The following is a 19,175-nucleotide window of genomic DNA, read 5'->3' on the forward strand; positions in this document are numbered from 1 at the left end:
GCATGTCGACGACGCGGCTGCTGGTGCTCGGCGGGGTGCGCAGGTTCGGGCGGGCGCACGGCTACGAGGTCCGCCGCGAGCTGCTCTCCTGGGGCTCGGACGAGTGGGCCCACGTCAACCCGGGCTCGATCTACCACGCGCTCAGGCAGCTGGCCAAGGAGGGCATGCTGCACGCCCACGAGGTGGAGGAGAGCGAGGCCGGCCCGCCGCACACCGACTACGAGATCACCGACGCCGGCCGGGCGGAGTTCCACCGGCTGCTGCGCTCCGCCCTCTCCGCGGTGGACGTCCGGCACCCGGAGATGCTGACCGCGGGCCTGGGGTTCCTCACCGAGCTGCCGCGCGCCGAGGCGCTCGCCCTGCTGCGCGAGCGCCTCGACGGCCTGGCCGCCTGGCGCGCCTCCGTCGCCCCGCCCCTGGACGAGCTGGACCGCTCCGACCACCTGCGCGAGCTGCTCGGCTGGTGGGTCCACTCCGCCGACTCCGCCAGGGCCTGGACGCTGGGCGTGATCGAGCGCCTGGAGGCGGGCGCCTACGTCATGGCCGACGAGCGCGGCCCCGCCCGGCCCTAGCGGCGCCGGTCGCCGGTCAGGTGTCGACGAACGTCCTCGGAACGATCACCCGCAGGGCGTTGCCGCGCAGCTTGATCGACACCGGGGTGCGGCCGCGGACCTCGCCGTCCACGTCCACCTGCATCGGCGGGTCGGTCTCGATCTCCACCTTCGTCGTGGTGAGGAAGGCGTCGTCCGCCAGCGACCGCCACGGGCCGGTGAGGACGTGTCGGGCCGTGGCCGACGCCAGCCGCACCCGCCGCTCGTCGCCGAGCCGGTACACGGCCAGCAGCCGGTCGTCCGGGCTGGCGTCGCGGGCGATGCGCTGCCCGCTGTGGTGCGCGCCGTTGGCGACGTTCAGCTGGTGCGTCGCGACCTCGTGCGTCTCGCCGTCGATCGTGATGCGGGCGGTGAACGCCTCGTGCCGGGGCAGCAGCCCCGCCGCCGTCAGCGCGTAGGCGGGACGCCCGACGAACCGCTTGAGCATGTGCGGGACGTGCCCGGCGACCTGGACCGACAGGCCGAGGCTGACCATGTTGGCGAAGATGTGCTCGCGCTCGTCGCCCGGCCCCTCGCCCTGCGGGTCGCCCGTGGACTCGAACCAGCCGACGTCGACGTCGGCGACCTTCCCGCCGTCCGGCCGGCCGACGGCGAGGGTCGCGACCGCGCCGGGCAGGTCCAGCGGCAGCTCCAGGCTGCGGGCGAAGTTGTTGGTGGTGCCGAGCGGCAGCACCCCGAGCGCGATGTCGCGGTGCGCCAGGTGCCCGACCGCCTCGGCGACCGTGCCGTCCCCGCCGCCGACGACCACGAGGTCGGGCTCCAGCGCGATGACGTCGGCGAACAGCTCCGGCAGCCGGGAGGGATCGGTCACCGGGAAGACGTGCGAGAACTCCAGCCCCGCCTCGCGCAGCAGGCGGCGGGCCGTGCCGTAGAGCCGCCGGCCCCGCCGGGAGCGGGAGTTGATCACCAGCGCGGCGCGCCCGCCGTCCGCGATCGCCGACTCCAGCTCCGCCTTGCTCCGCATCCGGACGCTCCGCATCTCCTCCGGTCGCCCCCTTCGTCCGCGCCACCCCTGGAAGGAATGTGGACCGGAACTCCCGGCCCGACATTTTATAAACCGATTACACAGCGTTGAAACATTCCCGTCAGAGGGAACCTTTACAGCAGGCACCTCTGAACGACCGGGGGCGGGACATGCGGTTGCGCGCTTTGGCGGGAGCGGGACTCATCGTTGCGGTCGCCGGACTGACCGCGTCCATCGCGGCGGGCGGCACGGCCCCGCCCGGCGCACCCGCCGCCGACGACGGCGCCACCGTGGTCGGCGAGCGCCGCCCGCGCCGCCGCGTCCTCGACCTGGCCGTGCGTTCCCCCGCCCTCGGAGGCGTCGCCCGCGCCCGCCTCCTGCTGCCCCCCGGCTGGTCGCGGGACGCCACCCGCACCTGGCCGGTGCTCTGGCTCCTGCACGGGGCCTCCGCCGGCCGGGACGGCCACACCGCGTGGAGCGAGCACAGCGACATCGAGGAGCTGACCGAGGACGCCGAGGTGATCGTCGTCATGCCGGACGGCGGCCCGTGCGGCAGCTACACCGACTGGTGGAACCGCGGCGGCGGCGGCGCGCCGAAGTGGGAGACCTTCCACCTCGCCGAGCTCCGGCAGATCCTGGAGCGCGGGTACCGCGCCGGCCCGGACCGCGCCGTCGCCGGCAACGCGATGGGCGGGCTCGGCGCGCTGGCGTACGCGGCCAGGCACCGGGGCCTCTTCCGGGCGGCGGCGTCGTTCAGCGGGCCGGTGCACACGCTGCACCGCGACCCGTCCGGGCTCGACGTCGCCGACCTCGTCGAGCTGAGCGTCGCGATCGGCGCGCCGTCCCTGGACTGGACGGACATGTGGGGCGACCCCGACGAGCAGCGCATCGTGTGGCGCCAGCACAACCCCTACGACCTCGCCGGCCGGCTCTCGGGCGTCCGCGTGCACGTCAGCGCCGGCGACGGCGCCCCGGGCCCCTTCGACCACCCCGGCCGGGGCGCGCGGGAGGCCGTCCCCCGCGACGCGCTGGAGGCCTTGTCCCACACCGTCTCCCGGGAGTTGGCGGGCAAGCTGAAGAAGCTCGGCGTCCCCGTCACCACGCACTTCTACCGCGGCACCCACACCTGGCCCTACTGGCGCCGCGAGTTGCGGGCCGCGCTGCCCGCCCTGCTCGCGGAGATCACCTGAGCGGCGGCTAGGGTCGGGGCGTGGCCGAACCTCGTTCTGATTCAGCTGTCCCCGCGTTCTGGCGGTCGCTCGGGCTGCCCGGCATCATCGACGTCCACGTCCACTTCATGCCGCAGCGGCTGATGAGCGCGGTGTGGGGGTACTTCGACGAGGCCGGGCCGCTGATCGGCACCGAGTGGCCCATCCGCTACCGGGACTCCGAGCAGGAGCGGCTGGACTTCCTGCACGGGCTCGGCGTCCGCGCGTTCACCTCGCTCGCCTACCCGCACCGGCCCGGCATGGCCGAGTCGCTGAACGAGTGGGCGGCCCAGTTCGCCGCCCGCGTCCCCGAATGCCTCCAGTCCGCCACGTTCTACCCCGAGCCCGGCGTCGAGGAGTACGTGCGCCGCGCGCTGGACGCGGGCGCCCGCGTCTTCAAGGTCCACCTCCAGGTCGGCGGCTTCGACCCGCGCCTGAAGGAGCTGGACGCGGTGTGGGGGATGCTCGCCGACGCCGGCGTGCCCGCCCTCGTCCACGCCGGCTCCGGACCGGTCGCCAACGGCTTCACCGGGCCCGGCCCGTTCGGCGAGGTCCTCGCCCGCCACCCGGGCCTGACGGCGATCGTCGCCCATCTGGGCGCGCCGGAGTTCGAGGGCTTCTTCGCCCTCGCGGCCGTCCACGAGGGCGTCCACCTGGACACGACGATGATCTTCACTCGCTTCGCCGCCCTGGCGCCCTTCCCGGACGCGCTGCTGCCCCGGCTGCGCGACCTCGGCCTGGAAGGGCGGATCCTGCTCGGCACCGACTTCCCGAACATCCCCTACGAGTACGCGCACCAGCTGGAGTCGCTGGCCGCGCTCGACCTCGGCGACGACTGGCTGCGCTCGGTCTGCTGGCGCGGCCCGGCCCACCTGTTCGGCCTCTCCTAGGCGGCGGGGCGAAATTGTTGCGGGATGCCCAGTATCGCGGACGATCCCCGTTGTGGCCGGGGTCAAGGGCTCCGACCTCCTTAGGGATGAAACGAGAAGGAGTGATAGATATGGCTGGCAACGGTTTGCCGAAGAAGCGCGACGACTGGGCCGACAAGCAGCCGGTGGTCAGCGGCTCCCCGGAGGACGTCGACCAGGTGATCGACCAGGTGGCGGAGAACCTCGGCGTCGAGCGCGGGAAGCAGGACTGACGAACTGATGTTGTTGGTTGCCTGAACAACTGGCCCCGCCTCGTGCGGGGCCAGTCTTTTTCACGGGTTTTCACACGGGATGCCTGGTCACCGGGGGCAACCGGTGGCCGTCCTTGACGGGCCGGGCGCCTCCGCTGACGGTGGGAGCGCTCCCACTCGATCGACTGAGGACCCAGCATGAGAACGACCGTGAGACTCCGGCGGACCCGCCTCGTCCCGATCATCGTGGCCGTGCTGCTGGCGCTGGCGCTCGCCCAGGCCGTGCCGCGCCCGGCCCGCGCGGACGGCGCCGGCTACTGGCACACCAGCGGCCGGCAGCTGCTCGACGCCGCCGGCCGGCCGGTGCGGATGACGGGCGTCAACTGGTTCGGCGCCGAGACGTCCAACTACGCCCCGCACGGCCTCTGGTCGCGCGGCTACAAGGACATGCTCGACCAGATCAAGAGCCTGAGGTACAACACGCTGCGGCTGCCCTACAGCAGCCAGCTGTTCGACTCCGGCAGCGCCCCGAACAGCATCGACTACGCCAAGAACCCCGACCTGCGGGGCCTGAACGGGCTACAGATCCTGGACAGGATCATCGCGTACGCGGGGCGGATCGGGCTCAAGGTCGTCCTCGACCGGCACCGCCCGGACTCCGGCGGCCAGTCCGCGCTCTGGTACACCGCCGCCTACCCCGAGTCGCGCTGGATCTCCGACTGGACGATGCTCGCCCGGCACTACGCGGGCGACGCCACGGTCATCGGCGCCGACCTGCACAACGAGCCGCACTCCCCGGCGTGCTGGGGCTGCGGCGACCAGACGAGGGACTGGCGGCTGGCCGCCGAGCGGGCCGGCAACGCCGTCCTCGCGGCCAACCCGAACTGGCTGATCATCGTCGAGGGCGTCAACGACCACGGCGGCGACAACTACTGGTGGGGCGGCAACCTCCAGGGCGCCGCGCAGTACCCGGTTCGGCTGAACATCGCGAACCGGCTCGTGTACTCCGCCCACGACTACGCCACGTCGGTGTACCCGCAGCCGTGGTTCGACGACCCGTCCTTCCCGGCCAACCTGGCCGGGATCTGGGACAAGAACTGGGGCCGCCTCTACAAGGACAACGTCGCGCCGGTCCTGCTCGGCGAGTTCGGGACGACGCTGAGGGATCCGCGCGACCAGACCTGGCTGCGCACCCTGACGGCCTACCTCGGCAAGGGCACGGGTGGGATCTCCTTCACCTTCTGGTCGTGGAACCCCAACTCGGGCGACACCGGCGGCATCCTCAACGACGACTGGACGACCGTGAACACGGCGAAGCAGTCCTACCTCGATCCCTACCTGCTCGGCGCCGGCGACCCGGGCGGCGACCCCGGCGACCCGGGCACGCCGGGGACGTCCTGCAAGGTCGCCTACACGGTGCAGAACAGCTGGTCGGGCGGCTTCACCGCCCAGGTCACCATCACCAACAGCGGGTCCACGGCGCTGAACGGCTGGACGCTGGAGTTCGCCTTCCCCGGCGATCAGAAGGTCGCCCAGGGGTGGAGCGCGGCCTGGTCGCAGAGCGGCGCCGCGGTGACCGCCAGGAACCTGGACTGGAACGCCTCCGTCGCGCCCGGCGCCTCGCTCTCGGTCGGGTTCCAGGCGACCGGCGCGGCGAGCGGTGCGCCCGCCGCGTTCGAGGTGAACGACAAGGCATGCGAGGTGTGACATGACCCGGAAGGTCTTGCTCGCCGTCGTCGCGGCAGCCGCGCTCCTGCCCTGGGCCGCGCCCCCGGCGCGGGCCGCGGACGGGCCCGCGCTGACCGTCGACCCGTCCGCGTCCCGGCACGCGATCAGCCCCTACGTCTACGGGATGAACTTCGCCGCCGAGGACCTCGCCGAGGAGCTGCGCCTCCCCGTCCGGCGGTGGGGCGGCAACGCGACGACCCGTTACAACTACCGTTACGACGAGACCAACCGGGGCTCGGACTGGTACTTCGAGAACGTGCCCGGCCCGGCGCCGGATCCCGCGAAGCTCCCCGACGGGTCAGAGACCGACCAGTTCACCGACCAGGACCGCCGGACCGGCACCGGCACGCTCCTCACCGTCCCGCTGATCGGCTGGATTCCGAAAGGCCGCGACTACACCTGCGGGTTCGGCATCGCCAAGTACGGGCCGCAGCAGGGCGCCGACACCCAGTGGCGGCCCGACTGCGGCAACGGGGTGAAACCGGACGGCTCGAACGTCACGGGCAACGACCCGGCCGACACCAGCGTCCCGGCCGGCCCCCGGTACGTCACCGACTGGCTGTCCCACCTGACGGGCAGGTACGGCCGTGCCGACGGCGGCGGCGTGCGCTTCTACGACCTCGACAACGAGCCCGACCTCTGGCACGCCACGCACCGCGACGTGCACCCGGACGGCGCCGGCTACGACGAGATGCGCCGCCAGACGTACGCGATCGCCTCCGCCGTGAAGGCCGCCGACCCGGGGGCCAGGACGCTCGGCCCGGTCGGCTGGGGCTTCCAGTCGCTGTCCCTGTCGGGCCTGGACAAGCAGACCTGCGACCGGGTGGGCGGCGACTGCTGGGCCGACCCGCCGGACCGGGCGGCGCACGGCGGCGTTCCCTTCGCGGACTGGTACCTCCGGCAGATGAAGGCCTACGAGGAGGAGCACGGGACCCGCATCCTCGACTACTTCGACGAGCACATCTATCCGCAGCAGGCCGGCGTGTCCTCCGGCGACCCGGGCGGCGCGGCGACCCAGGAGCTGCGGCTGCGCTCCACCCGGCAGCTGTGGGACCCCTCCTACACCGACGAGAGCTGGATCGGCCAGCCGATCAACTACATCCCGCGGATGCGCGAGCTCGTGAACCAGAACTACCCGGGCACCAAGCTGGCGATCACCGAGTACAACTGGGGCGCGCTCGGCCACCTGAACGGAGCGCTGGCCCAGGCGGACGTGCTCGGGATCTTCGGGCGGGAGGGCCTCGACCTGGCGACGCTGTGGGCGCCGCCGGGCACGTCCGACCCGGGCGCCTACGCCTTCCGCATGTACCGCGACTACGACGGCGCGGGCGCCGCGTTCGGCGAGACGTCCGTCCGCGCGTCGAGCGCCGACCAGGGCAGGCTCGCGGTGTACGCGGCGGAGCGCTCGTCCGACAAGGCGCTCACCCTCATGGTCGTGAACAAGTCGCCGACCGACGACCTCACCAGCACCGTCTCGATCGCCGGGCGGTCCGGCTCGGCGGCCGGGCACGTCTACCGGTACAGCGGCGCCGACCAGGCCGCGATCGTCCGCGCCCCGGACGTGACGGTCGGGGCGGCCGGGTTCACCTCGATGTTCCCCGCGTCCTCGATCACGCTGGTCGAGATCCCGGCGGGCGGCGGCCCGGCCGCCCCGGCGTGCGAGGCCGGCTACGCGGTGCAGAGCCGGTGGGGGACCGGCTTCACCGCGCAGGTCACCGTCGCCAACACCGGGACCTCGCCCATCGAGGGCTGGACGCTGGGGTTCGCGTTCGCCGCGGGCCAGCGCGTCACCCAGGGCTGGAACGCCGCCTGGTCGCAGAACGGCCCGGACGTGACCGCCCGCAACCTCGACTGGAACCGGACCATCCGGCCGGGGGGCTCGGTGACGATCGGCTTCAACGGGGCGAGCGGCGGAACGAATCCGCCTCCGAGCGCCTTCAGGGTGAACGGCGCCGCCTGCACCACCCGCTGATCACAGGACGGCGCGGCGGCGCGGCCCTAGTGGTCGCACGGCGCGCCGCCCGCGTGCTCGTGCGGCTCGACGGCCTCCGCCACATGGCGGGGGCCGTGCGGGTCGTCGCAGTGGACGTGCCCGCCGCCGGACGGCTCGTCCACATGGTCGACCTCCAGCGTGGTGTGCGTGATCGCGTAAGCGTCGCGCAGCAGCTCCTGCAGGTCGCGGCGGACGGCGTGGCAGTCGCCCTGGGAGTCGACGAGCACGTGCGCCGACAGCGCCGGGTAGCCCGAGCTGACCTCCCACACGTGCAGGTCGTGCACCTCCTCGACGCAGGGGCGCCCGGCGAGTCGGGCGCCGAGCTCGGACGGGTCGAGCCCCGCGGGCGCGGCCTCCATGAGCACCCGGCCCGCGTCCCGCAGCAGCCGGTACCCGGCCTTGAGCATCAGCGCGGCCACCACCAGCGAGGCGATCGCGTCCGCGCGGGCGAAGCCCGTCGTCCACACGACCAGGCCCGCCACCGCGGTCGCGACGAACGCGAACAGGTCGTTCAGGATGTGCTGGAACGCGCCCTCGACGTTCAGGCTGCGCCGGTCCGCCCGGCTGATCAGCACGGTCGCCGCGATGTTGACGGCGATGCCCGCGAGGGCCGTCCAGAAGACGAACTGGCCCTCCACGGCGGACGGCTCGATCAGCCGCCGGACCCCCTCGTACACGAAGTAGACGGTGAGCAGGATCAGCGTCAGCCCGTTCAGCTGCGCGGACAGTATCTCTGCGCGGCGCAGGCCGAAGGTGTACCCGCCCTTCGGCGGGCGGGCGGCGATGCGCATCGCGACCAGCGCCAGCGCGATCGCGAACGCGTCGGTCATCATGTGCGCGGCGTCGGTGATCAGCGCCAGCGACCCGGCGAGCAGGCCGACGACCACCTCGCCCGACATGTAGGCGATGATCAGCGCCAGCGCGCCGGTCAGCAGCCGCCGGTCGGCGCCCGCGGAGACGGCGTGCCCGTGCCCGTGGCCGTGCCCCCCGTGCCGAGGTTCCCCGTGCCGAGGTTCCCCGTGCTGGAGTTCCCCGTGCTGGTGCCCCCGCTTCCCCGGCGTGTCCTCGCGGTCCCCGATCATGTGCCTTCCTCCCCGTGGCCGACGTGGGTGAGGGCGAGATCGAGCAGCAGCCGGACGTGCGAGTCGTCAAGCCGGTAGTAGGCCATCCGGCCGGCGCGGCGGACGCGCACGACCCGGTTGGCGCGCAGCAGGCGCAGCGCGTGCGAGACCGCCGACTCCGAGTGCCCGCAGGACGCGGCGATGTCGCACACGCACATCTCTCCCCCTTCGAGCAGCGCGGTGATCACCCGCAGCCGGCCGGGGTCGGACAGCAGCCCGAACACCTGCGCCAGCTCGGTGATCGTCTCCCCGTCCGGCAGGGACGCCGAGACGGCGGCGACCTTCGCGGCGTCGACCACCCGGACGGCGCAGGCGTCCGGGGCGACGACATCTGAAGCACTGCTCATATGAACAAAGATAGCGCACGGTGTCAGGAGGTCGCGGGTGCGGGCTCCTTCGAGGGCGGCAGGGAGACCGGCCCGTGCGCCCCGTCGCCCGGCGCGTCCTTCCCACCTGCGCCCGTACCCGGGTCCGGCGTGGCCACGCCCGGTGACGGGGACGAGAGCGCGGGGCCCGGGGTCTGCGGCCCGGGGGACTCGGTCCCCGGTGTCTGGGTGCCGGGCGTCTCCGGCCCGGGCGTCTCCAGGCCGGGCGACTGCGTGCCGGGGGACTCGGTGCCGGGCGTCTCCAGGCCGGAGTCGGACGGCGCGGGCGAGTCGCTCGCCACGACCTCCGTCTCCGTCCGCGGCAGCGCGGTCGGCGGCCCGTCCGCCGCCCCCTCGGTGGCGCGGGGCCGGGCGAATCCCATCGTGGCCTCCGGGTCGACCAGGACGAAAGTGACGATCGTCCCCTTCTGGGAATCCCGCGGCCGGATTCGGGTGACATTCCCCTTCTCGAATCCCGGCCAGGATCGGCCACCGTACGACGCGTTCCGGGTGGAGATCTTTTTGTCGGGCGGAGTGAGGGGATTGCCGCAATTGCACTTCACCGTGGGCACTCCGTAGCCATTGACCAGAACGCCCATTCCGGCCTGAAGGACGGCGGGGTCGCTCGTCGCCTTCCCGGCCCGGTACCCGTGGTTGGTGACCAGCGTGTCGGTGCGCAGCAGGACCGGCGTCTGCCGCGACACGTACCGCGGGATGTCGCCCACCGGGATCCCCTGCACCCGCGCCCACGCCTGCGCCTTGTCGGGATGGGCCCGCAGGAAGGCGGCGAGCTTCTCCCTGTCGCAGGTCGAGGCCCGGCGCGTGCCCCCGTAGAGCCCAGGTGCGTCCCCCTCCTTCGTGCCGCCTGCCTGCGGCCTCGCCTTCACGTCGACCCTGTCGGTGCCGGACGCCAGCGTGTACGGGTCGGGCCCCGGCGATCCCACCGTCAGCCGCGTGATGGTCGCGCCGGCGTCCCCGCAGCCGGTCAGCGCGCCCGCCGCCACGAGGGCCGCGACGGACCCCGCCAGCGGCACGGCGCCGAACCTGGACCGCGCAATCGTCGAACGAATCTGCAGCATCTTCTTCTCCCGCTTCGGGCTCGCCGAACCTATACTCTTCGATGCCGGGCGGAGCGGTTTTGTGCCCGCGGGAATGCTCAATTTTTTTCGAGGGGGTGCGAATGGCGGGTCCGGTTCCCCTCACCGCGGCCGATCCCACCCGGCTCGGGCGCTGGGAGCTGCTCGGGCGGATCGGCGCCGGCGGCCAGGGCACGGTGTACCTCGGCCGCCCCGCCGAGCCGGGCCCCGGGCCGGCCCGCGTCGCCGTCAAGCTGCTGCACGCCCAGCTCGTCGGGGACGCCAACGCGCGGGAGCGGTTCGTGCGCGAGATGGCCGTCCTGGAGCGGGTCGCCGGGTTCTGCACGGCGCAGATGCTCGCCGCCGACGTGGTGGGCGACCGCCCCTACATCGTCAGCGAGTACGTGCCGGGGCCGTCGCTGCGCGCCCTCGTCCGCGACGAGGGGCCGCGCACCGGCGCGGCCCTCGACCGGCTCGCGATCAGCTCGGTGACGGCGCTGTCGGCGATCCACCGCGCGAACATCGTGCACCGCGACCTCAAGCCGCAGAACGTGCTGATCGGCCCGGACGGGCCGCGCGTGATCGACTTCGGGATCGCCCGCGCGTTCGACGCGAGCGCGACGATGACGAGCCAGGTCGTCGGCACGCCCGCCTACATGGCCCCCGAGCAGTTCACCGGCCGGGTCGGGCCGTCGGCCGACCTGTTCGCCTGGGCGAGCACCCTGCTGTTCGCCGCCACCGGCCGCGACCCCTTCGCGGGCGGCCCGCTGCCCGCGGTGATGTACCGGATCCTGCACGAGACGCCCGACCTCGGCGCCCTGCCCGGCCCGCTGGCCGAGGTCGCCGCCGCCTGCCTCGCCAAGGACCCGCAGGCCCGCCCCACCTCCGAGGACGTCCTGCTCTGGCTGCTCGGCGAGAGTGAGCGGCACGCCCGGCTGGAGATCCCCGCCGAGCACCTCACGGAGGACTTCACCGGCCCGACCGGCCCGGTCCCGAGGCCCGCGCCCGAGAGCACGCCGCAGCCGACCGCCGACACGTTCGCGGAGACCTCCTGGACGCAGACGCCGACATGGCCCGGCTCACCCACGTCCGCGCCCGCACCGCCGGCACCGCCTTCACCCGGACCTGCGGCCGCGCCCGGACCCGCGCCCGGACCTGTGCCTATGCCCGGACCTGCGCCCACGCCCGCTCCGCTGCCTCGGACGCCCCGAGCCGTCCGCACGCTGCGGCGCGGCCCGGCGGTCGTGACCGGCCTGCTCCTCGCCGCGCTGCTCGCCGCCCTGGACGTCGCAGCCCTCGCGATCCTGATCGCCCGGCCGTCCCTCAGCGAGGGCCACCGGGGCGGCCTGCTGCCCGTGGTCGCCTCGTCGTTCGCCGTCGTCGCCGTCGTCACCCTGGTCGGGGTGATCCTGGCGTGGCGCGGCAGCCGCCCCGCGGCCGGGACGGTGATGGCCGCGCGCGTCGCCCGCGTCGCGATGTGGGCGGCCTGGGGCGCGCTCGTCCAGATCCAGCCGTCCGCACTGGCCGGCCACGCCCTGCTGACCGCCCTGGTGGTACTGCTCCTGGTCCGCGGCCTGGTCCGCTCACCGGTCTGACACGACCACCTGGCCAGGTCAGGTCAGGCCGGGGTCGGGGCGGCGGTAAGCGGGTCGCTCTCCCGTCCGGTCGGTCATCGGTCTCCGGTGGCGCGCTCGGACCATTCCTTGAGGTCGCGGCGCTCGATGGCGGCGGCCATCAGGCCGGGGAAGGCGTCGGGGGTGCACGCGAAGGCCGGGACGCCGATCGCGGCCAGGGCCGCGGCGTTGTCGTGGTCGTAGGCGGGCGCGCCCTCGTCCGACAGGGCGAGCAGCACGACGACCTGCACGCCCGCCGCCGTCAGCGCCGCGACCCGCTGCAGCATCTCGTCGCGGATCCCGCCCTCGTACAGGTCGCTGATCAGCACGAGGATCGTCTCGGCCGGGCGCGCGACGAGGCTCTGGCAGTACGCGATGGCGCGGTTGATGTCGGTGCCGCCGCCGAGCTGGGTGCCGAACAGCACCTCCACCGGGTCGTGGAGCTGGTCGGTGAGGTCCACGACGCTGGTGTCGAAAACCACCAGCGACGTGCGCAGCGACCGCATCGACGCCAGCACCGCCCCGAACACGCTCGCGTACACCACCGACGCCGCCATCGAGCCGCTCTGGTCGATCGCGAGCACCACGTCCCGCTTGACGGCCTGCCGCCGCCTGCCGTACCCGATCAGCCGCTCCGGCACGAGGGTGCCCTGGTCGGGCAGGTAATGGCGCAGGTTCGCGCGGATCGTGCGATCCCAGTCGACGTCGGCGAGCCGCCTTGGGCGCAGCACCCGCGCCGACCGGTCGAGGGCCCCGCCGACGGCCGAGCGCGTCTTCTGCGCGAGCCGCCGCTCCAGGTCGCGCACGACCGCGCGCACCACCGCGCGCGCCGACTCCCTGGCCTGGTCGGGCAGCACCCGGTTCAGCGACAGCAGCGTCCCGACGAGGTGGACGTCGGGCTCGACCGCGTCCAGCATCTCCGGTTCCAGCAGCAGCCGGGTGAGGTCGAGGCGCTCGATCGCGTCCTTCTGCATCACCCGCACGACACTCGACGGGAAGTAGGCGCGGATGTCGCCGAGCCACCGGGCCACGGAGGGCGCCGAGTCGCCGAGCCCGGCGCCGCGCCGCCCCGGCCGGGGCCGGCCCTCGCCGCCGCCGGCCCCGTAGAGCCGCTCCAGCGCGCCGTCCATGCGGACGTCGTCCCCGGCCAGCGTCACGCCGGTCCCGTCGGCCTGGTCGCCGCCGAGCACCATCCGCCAGCGCCGCAGCCGGTCGTCCACGCTCTCATCGGTCACGACGGCTTCTCCCATCCGAGGATCCGCAGGGCCGTGGCGGCCGCCGCCGCCGCCCGGGCCTCGTCGACGTCGTCCTCCGGCGGCCGTGCCCGCCCGGCGAGGGCGCGGTCGCGGCGCCGGAGCCGCTCGCCGATGGCGCGGCGCTCGGCGGCGGGGTAGGCGCCGAACGTGCGGCGCAGGAGGGGCAGGACATCGGTGAACGAGTCGGCGGGCAGGCCGGCGATCCACTCGTCGACGAGCCGCAGGAGCGCCTCGTCGTGCATGAGCAGGAGACCGCCGCCCGCCAGGAAGCCCTCGACCCAGGCCGCGGCGCGGTCGGGCGCCGCGCCGACGGACACGGCGCGCGCCATCCGGTCGGGGACGTCGTGCAGCCGCCCGGCGTCGAGCAGCAGGCGCGTGAGGCGTCCCTCGATGAGGCCGTGCAGGGTGTCGGGGCGGCCGAGCAGGCCCTCCAGGGTGCGCCGCCAGCGCTCGATGTGGCTCTCGTCGGCGAGCAGGGACAGGGCGCCGTGGACGGCGTCGACGTGCCCGAGGAACTCGCGGGCGGCGTCGTCGTCCAGCCCGGTGATCGCGGGCGGGAGCCCGACGCAGACGCGGACCACGAGGCCGTCGACCACCGTGCGGAGCGGGCCGGTGGAGGTGCCGCGCACGTCGCCGTAGCGCAGCGCGCGGACCAGCGCCGGCATCGCCGCCATCAGCTGCGCGACGTCGGTGTCGACCGCGGCGCGGTCGGCGAGGGCGCGCATGACCGCGGGGAGCGCGTCGCCGAGGTCGGCGAGCAGGCAGCGCTCGGCCACGGAGGTGAGGTCGGCGAGGGCGGTGGCGCTCTCGGCCGCCTCCCGCGCACGGGCGGTGCTCGCGCCGCGCACGGTGGTGCCCCACGCGCTCGCCTCGATCAGCTCCACGTCGAACTCGGGCCGCCAGGCCAGCGTCCACGTCTCGCGGAACGTGCCCTTGGAGCGGCTCTCCGACGGGACGCCCCAGTTCACGTCCAGCATGCGGAGCCGGTGCAGCAGGCGGCTGCGCTCCAGGTCGGTGGGCTTGCGCAGGTCGAGGTCCTGCTCCTTGCCGAGCGCGGCCGGCTTCAGCCTGAGCCGCCGCTGCTCGGCCTGCAGGTCGCGCTGCAGCGGCACCATCGGGGTCCGTTCCGGGACGGCGCCGAGCCGCTCGCCGACCACCATCCGGTCCTGGATGAGCCGGACGGGCAGGTCGGCGCCCTCGCACAGGACGGCCCGGGTCGCCTCGGTGACCTCGTCCAGCCCGGCGAGGGGGCGCCCGCGCAGCGCGGCCAGGGCCTCGGCGAGCCGGACGGCCTCGATCACGTGCGCGGAGGAGACGTGCAGGTCCTCCTCGCGCAGGACGCGGGCGGCGGCGGTCAGCCAGCGCTCGATCGGGCGGTCGCGCGCCGCGAAGAGGTGGTGGTACCAGCCGGGGGAGCGCACGCCCGCGCCGTAGCCGGACCATCCGGCGAGGCGCCCGTGCGTCCACGGCACCCACGTCATGGCGACCTTGGTCTTCGGCAGGCCGCGCAGCGTGCCGTCGTCGCGGCTCGCCGGGACCTTGGCGCGCAGGGCCGGGACGTGCCACGCCCCGCAGACCACGGCGACCCGCTCGTGCCCCTCCTTGAGGGCGCGGCGCACCGTCCGGCGCATGTGGGCCTCGCGCCGCTCCTCCATCGGCGCCGGTTCGAGCTCGCCGCGCAGCTCCGCCATGGCCTCGGCGATGGCGGGGAACGGGGACGGGCCGCCGTGGCGGTGCTCGACCACGTCGTCCCACCACCGCTCGGCGTCGTCGTACCCGGCGGCCTTCGCCAGCCAGCCGAGCGGGTCGAGCCTGATGCCCTCCTCGGGCGGCTCCTGCTGCGCCGGGACGAGCTGGTTCGCGGCGGGAAGGTCGCAGAACCGGACGGGCACGCCCGCCGACAGCGCGTATCTGATCGCCTGCCACTCCGGGCTGAACTCGGCGAACGGCCAGAACGCGGCCCGGCGGTCGCCGTCGGCGGGGACGGGGGAGTAGGCGAGCAGCGCGACCGGCGGCACCATCCCCGGCTCGCCCGCCAGCTCCACGATCGCGTCGGCCTCGGGCGGCCCCTCGACCAGCACCGCGTCCGGCTCGAAGTCCTCCAGCGCACCCCGCAGCGCGCGGGCCGACCCCGGCCCGTGGTGCCGGATGCCGAAGACCTCGACCTGGCTCAAGAGACCTCCCGGCAGGCGCGGTAGAAGTCCCGCCACTCGGCGCGGTCCCGGACGACCGCCTCCAGGTACTCCTGCCACACGACGCGGTCGGACACCGGGTCCTGCACGACGGCGCCGACGATCCCGCCCGCCACGTCGGCGGCGCGCAGCACGCCGTCGCCGAAGTGCGCGGCCAGGGCCAGCCCGCTGGTGATCACCGAGATGGCCTCGGCGGTGCTGAGGGTCCCGCTGGGCGACTTCAGCTTGGTGCGCCCGTCGGCCGTGGCCCCGGACCGCAGCTCCCGGAACACCGTGACGACGCGCCGGATCTCCTCCAGGCCCGCGGGGCTCTCCGGCAGCTCCAGCCCGGCGCCGATCTGGTCGACGCGGCGCGCGACGATCGCGACCTCGTCCTCGACGGACTCCGGCAGCGGCAGCACGACCGTGTTGAACCGGCGGCGCAGCGCGCTGGACAGCTCGTTCACGCCCCGGTCGCGGTCGTTGGCGGTCGCGATGACCGTGAAGCCCTTGCGCGCCTGCACCTCGGCGTTCAGCTCGGGCACGGGCAGCGTCTTCTCCGAAAGGACGGTGATGAGGGCGTCCTGGACGTCGGAGGGCATCCGGGTCAGCTCCTCGATGCGGGCGACGGCGCCGCGCCGCATCGCGCGCATCAGCGGGCTCTCCACCAGCGCCCGCTCCGAGGGGCCCTCGGCCAGCAGCCGCGCGTAGTTCCAGCCGTAGCGGATCGCCTCCTCCGCCGTACCCGCCGTCCCCTGCACGAGCAGCGTGGAGTCGCCGCTGACCGCGGCGGCGAGATGCTCGGACACCCAGGTCTTCGCCGTGCCGGGGACGCCGAGGAGCAGCAGCGCCCGGTCGGTCGCGAGCGTCGCCACCGCGACCTCCATCAGCCGGCGCGGCCCCACGTACTTCGGGCTGATCGCCGAGCCGTCCGGCAGCTCCCCGCCGAGCAGGTACGTGGTGACCGCCCAGGGCGACAGCCGCCAGCCGGGCGGCCGGGGCCGGTCGTCGTGCTCGGCCAGCCGCGCCAGCTCGCCGGCGTGCTCCTGCTCGGCGTGCGGCCGCAGCACGGCGCCCGCGGCCGCGGCGGGGGAACCGTCGTCGAAGCCCCCCGGGCCTGCCTCTTCGGTCACTGGTCGAGCTCCTTCAGCATCTCGTCGCGGAACCGCAGGGTCGCGATCAGGTCGGTGACGGCTTGCGGTGCGGCCGGCCCGAGGGCCGCCAGGCGGGCCGCGGCCGCCGGGGCGAGCCGCTGGTCGGCGAGCCGGCACAGCTGCGTGATCAGGTGCTCGTCGCGGCGGGTGGGGCGCTCGGCGGACGCGCTCAGCGTCTCGACCACCGCCGCCGCGAGCGGCCCCGCCCACGGGCCGGGCACCCGCTCCAAAACCCGCAGCAGGCCGGGGCGCCCCTCCACCCAGCGGATCAGGTCGGCCGCCGCCGCGTCGCGCTCCGGGCCGGGCAGGACCGACAGCAGGTCGGCGAGCGCCTCCGGCTCGTCCACCATGACGCCGCCTCTGAGCAGCGCCCGCGCCCATCCGGTGTCGCGCTGGCCGAGGGCGGCGCGGGCCCATCCGATGTGGACGTCGCGCCCGTCGGAGTCGGAGACGGGCAGGCACACGATCTCCGTGGGCGGCAGCCCGAACAGCTCCGTCCAGGTGGACAGCGGGGTGCGGGCCAGGATCTCGCGCAGCCACGCGGCCCGCGTCCCCACCGGCGCGCCCCCGCCGCGCGGCGCGAACGACCCGGTCGGATGGAACGGGACGCCGTCGCGCGCCATGTCCTCGTCGTGGGAGTGCGGCGGCTCCACCCGGATCCACGTCTGCTCGCGGCCCCGGACCGTGCGCTCCCCGGCGGTCAGGCAGGCACGGGCGCGCGCCGCCATGCGCGCCCCGTACGCGGAGCCCGGCATGCGGGCCAGCAGGTCGGACGCCAGTTGCCGGACGTCCTTCCCGCGGTCGCCCAAAGCCGCCTCGAGGAACTCCTCGTCGTCGAGGGAGAGCCCATGCGCGAACGTGGCGACGAACGCCGCGCGGTCGGGCGCCGGCTCCTTGGCCCAGGTTCCCTGGAGAAGCTCCCGCGCGCGTTCTGGCTCGGTCTCGCGAAGCATGGTCAGGTAGGCCACGCGCCGGTTGCGCGTCCCGGTCTCCCACACTTCGGGGCCGCCGCCGGGGTCGTCACCGGATCCCACCAGGTAGGCCCAGTCCGTGTTCTGCAGGGCCAGCCACACGCCGCGCCGCCCGCACGCCCGCGCGATCGACGACCGCAGCATCCGGTCGCTGCGCCCCCGCTCCAGCAGGTCGGGAAGCGACTGGGCGGGCACCCGCAGGCCCCGGGCGGCCGCCGCGTCCAGCCATTCGGGCAGCACCCGGATCTGCTCGCCGCCGAGGATCCGCCGCAGCCGGACCGCCGCCGCCCTCGGAACCGCCGGGGCGTCCTCCACCGGGGCCAGCGCCACCGGCTCGGGGGCCGGGCCCGAGGGGACCTGCCCCGCCCGCCGCCGGACGGCCAGCAGCGCCGCCTGGTCGAGCAGCCGCCCCGCCTTGTCGCCGCCATGGCCGCCGCCGTCGCCGGGCGCCTCCGCCAGGGCGGGCGGGTCGCGGCGCTCGGTGCCCAGCAGCGCGGCGGTGACGTGCTCGTCCCACGCCGTCACAGGATCACCGTCCCCTCGTCCTCGTGCCACGCGGCCAGCGGGCGCAGGCCGCGCGGGCGCCACTCCCCGGCCAGGGTGACCGGCCCGCCGCCCGACAGCGCGAGCAACCGCCACGGATCGCCCGTCCGCAGTGGCAGCGCGTCTCCGGCGCCGTCGAGGACGTGCAGGTCTCCTCCTTCGGTGCGCGCGAGCCGGACCTCCTCCAGCGTCGCGGGCCAGCGGTCCAGCCACGGGTCGAGCGCGAGGGCCGCCGCGTGCTCGTCCAGGAAGCCCCGGACGGACGTCCCCGCGGGCGTGCCCCGCATGGGCGCGCCGTAACGCTCGGCGACCAGCGCCCGCAGCGGCTGCGCGCCCGGGTAGAAGGCCAGCTCCGCATCGACCTGCGTACCCACGACGAGCGAGCCGTCCAGCGTCGTGCCCGGCGCGGCGAAGGACAACACGAGTGCGGGGCGCCCCGTCCGGCTCCCGCGGAGCCACACCCTCCGCGTGGTGACCAGGTCTTGCGCGGTGTCGCGCGACCCGGTCACCGACCACAGGTCCCGGACGCGCTCCCCGCCGGACAGCACCTCCTCCTGCGGGACGGTGAACCCGACCCGCGAGCGGACGGTCCCGCGCAGCCCTTCGGGCAGCTCCTCCTGCCGCCGGTAGGCCCGGACGAGCAGCCGCAGCAACGCGTACTCCTCCAGCAGGAGCCCCGGCCAGCCGGGCCGGCGCGGGATCGCGGCCAGGCCCCTGACCGGCCCCGCGAGCGCCCCCGCCTGCGCGTCGACGAGCCGCCGGGCCGCGTCGTCCCACAGCCGGTAGGGGGCCTTCTCCGCCTGCGCGAGCCCGTGCGCGACCTGGTCGCGGAGCCACTGGTCCAGCTCGGCGAGCCCGTCGTCCACCCGCCTGGCCCGCCGCTCCGCCGTCTTCGGGTCGCGGACCTTGGCCGCCGGCGCGGCCCGCCGCCCGGCCGCCCGGCCGGCCCGCTCCCGGCGGTCCTCGACCCACTCGGCGACCCACCCGGGACGAGCCCCGCCCTCGACGAGGCCGTCCGACCATACGAACAACAGGGCCAGGGCGTGCTTGCACGGGAACTTGCGGCTCGGGCACGTGCACCGGAACGCGGGGCCGGTCAGGTCGGCGCACGTCCGGTAGGAGGACTTGCCGCTGCCCCGGCACTCGCCCCAGACGGCCTCGTCGTCGCATCCCGTCCCCGCCCACCTGGCGGGCTTGGCGACGCCGCCCGCCGCCTTGGCGGACGACGCGTCGGGCGCGAGCCCGAGCACCTGCTCACGAGACCACCGATCCCTCACACCC

At 74.7% G+C, this 19,175-nt stretch carries 16 protein-coding genes; 7 read left to right on the top strand and 9 right to left on the bottom strand.

Annotated features, from left to right (window positions below; genetic code table 11):
* The first annotated feature begins 2 nt into the window (after positions 1-2).
* Positions 3-572, top strand: coding sequence for a PadR family transcriptional regulator (locus CHC11_RS33005; RefSeq protein WP_089315794.1), 570 nt, complete (start codon positions 3-5; stop codon positions 570-572).
* 16 nt (positions 573-588) lie between these two features.
* Here CHC11_RS33005 and CHC11_RS33010 read toward each other — a convergent pair whose 3' ends face one another.
* Positions 589-1,575 carry a diacylglycerol/lipid kinase family protein gene (locus CHC11_RS33010; protein WP_089315858.1) on the bottom strand — a complete coding sequence of 329 codons (987 nt, stop codon included), beginning with the start codon at positions 1,573-1,575 and terminating at the stop codon, positions 589-591.
* A gap of 170 nt (positions 1,576-1,745) precedes the next feature.
* On the opposite strand from CHC11_RS33010, the gene CHC11_RS33015 reads away from it, so the two are divergent.
* The 5 genes from CHC11_RS33015 to CHC11_RS33030 all read left to right on the top strand — a co-directional run bounded on the left by CHC11_RS33015 (position 1,746) and on the right by CHC11_RS33030 (position 7,603).
* Positions 1,746-2,765 (top strand): alpha/beta hydrolase, encoded by a 1,020-nt coding sequence (locus CHC11_RS33015; RefSeq protein ID WP_089315795.1) that lies wholly within the window; start codon positions 1,746-1,748, stop codon positions 2,763-2,765.
* A gap of 20 nt (positions 2,766-2,785) precedes the next feature.
* On the top strand, positions 2,786-3,673 hold the full coding sequence (locus CHC11_RS33020) for an amidohydrolase family protein (protein WP_089315796.1): 888 nt from the start codon (positions 2,786-2,788) through the stop codon (positions 3,671-3,673).
* A 110-nt stretch (positions 3,674-3,783) separates the two neighbouring features.
* A complete protein-coding gene (locus CHC11_RS41755) occupies positions 3,784-3,924 on the top strand; it encodes a hypothetical protein (RefSeq protein ID WP_179279126.1) in 141 nt (46 codons plus the stop codon).
* Positions 3,925-4,101: 177 nt separating this feature from the next.
* Complete coding sequence (locus CHC11_RS33025; protein ID WP_089315797.1) at positions 4,102-5,610, top strand: cellulase family glycosylhydrolase; 1,509 nt, start codon at positions 4,102-4,104, stop codon at positions 5,608-5,610.
* 1 nt (position 5,611) lies between these two features.
* Positions 5,612-7,603 (top strand): glycoside hydrolase family 44 protein, encoded by a 1,992-nt coding sequence (locus tag CHC11_RS33030; RefSeq protein ID WP_089315798.1) that lies wholly within the window; start codon positions 5,612-5,614, stop codon positions 7,601-7,603.
* Positions 7,604-7,629: 26 nt separating this feature from the next.
* Here CHC11_RS33030 and CHC11_RS33035 read toward each other — a convergent pair whose 3' ends face one another.
* The 3 genes from CHC11_RS33035 to CHC11_RS33045 are packed head-to-tail and all read right to left on the bottom strand — an operon-like array spanning position 7,630 to position 10,189.
* Positions 7,630-8,706 (bottom strand): cation diffusion facilitator family transporter, encoded by a 1,077-nt coding sequence (locus CHC11_RS33035; protein ID WP_089315799.1) that lies wholly within the window; start codon positions 8,704-8,706, stop codon positions 7,630-7,632.
* Positions 8,703-9,092 carry an ArsR/SmtB family transcription factor gene (locus tag CHC11_RS33040; protein WP_089315800.1) on the bottom strand — a complete coding sequence of 130 codons (390 nt, stop codon included), beginning with the start codon at positions 9,090-9,092 and terminating at the stop codon, positions 8,703-8,705. Before CHC11_RS33040 ends, CHC11_RS33035 begins: the two co-directional genes overlap by 4 nt.
* Positions 9,093-9,115: 23 nt before the next feature.
* Complete coding sequence (locus tag CHC11_RS33045; RefSeq protein WP_089315801.1) at positions 9,116-10,189, bottom strand: FecR/PupR family sigma factor regulator; 1,074 nt, start codon at positions 10,187-10,189, stop codon at positions 9,116-9,118.
* A gap of 101 nt (positions 10,190-10,290) precedes the next feature.
* On the opposite strand from CHC11_RS33045, the gene CHC11_RS41760 reads away from it, so the two are divergent.
* Positions 10,291-11,781, top strand: coding sequence for a serine/threonine-protein kinase (locus tag CHC11_RS41760; RefSeq protein WP_179279127.1), 1,491 nt, complete (start codon positions 10,291-10,293; stop codon positions 11,779-11,781).
* Positions 11,782-11,855: 74 nt separating this feature from the next.
* Here CHC11_RS41760 and CHC11_RS33055 read toward each other — a convergent pair whose 3' ends face one another.
* The 5 genes from CHC11_RS33055 to CHC11_RS33075 are packed head-to-tail and all read right to left on the bottom strand — an operon-like array spanning position 11,856 to position 19,171.
* Entirely contained in the window at positions 11,856-13,049 is a 1,194-nt protein-coding gene (locus tag CHC11_RS33055) for a VWA domain-containing protein (RefSeq protein WP_089315802.1), read from the bottom strand.
* Positions 13,031-15,229: a DUF5682 family protein gene (locus CHC11_RS33060; RefSeq protein WP_089315803.1), complete on the bottom strand. Its 2,199-nt coding sequence runs from the start codon at positions 15,227-15,229 to the stop codon at positions 13,031-13,033. The genes CHC11_RS33055 and CHC11_RS33060 overlap by 19 nt, the downstream gene beginning before the upstream one ends.
* Entirely contained in the window at positions 15,226-16,359 is a 1,134-nt protein-coding gene (locus CHC11_RS33065) for an ATP-binding protein (protein WP_089315804.1), read from the bottom strand. Before CHC11_RS33065 ends, CHC11_RS33060 begins: the two co-directional genes overlap by 4 nt.
* The gene (locus CHC11_RS33070) at positions 16,356-17,876 is read right to left on the bottom strand and encodes a DUF5691 domain-containing protein (RefSeq protein WP_089315805.1); all 1,521 of its coding nucleotides are present in this window, start codon (positions 17,874-17,876) and stop codon (positions 16,356-16,358) included. Before CHC11_RS33070 ends, CHC11_RS33065 begins: the two co-directional genes overlap by 4 nt.
* Positions 17,873-19,171, bottom strand: coding sequence for an SWIM zinc finger family protein (locus CHC11_RS33075; protein WP_089315806.1), 1,299 nt, complete (start codon positions 19,169-19,171; stop codon positions 17,873-17,875). Before CHC11_RS33075 ends, CHC11_RS33070 begins: the two co-directional genes overlap by 4 nt.
* Positions 19,172-19,175: the final 4 nt, after the last annotated feature.

The sequence above is a fragment of the Actinomadura mexicana genome (assembly GCF_900188105.1).
GTDB classification, from domain to species: Bacteria; Actinomycetota; Actinomycetes; order Streptosporangiales; family Streptosporangiaceae; genus Spirillospora; species Spirillospora mexicana.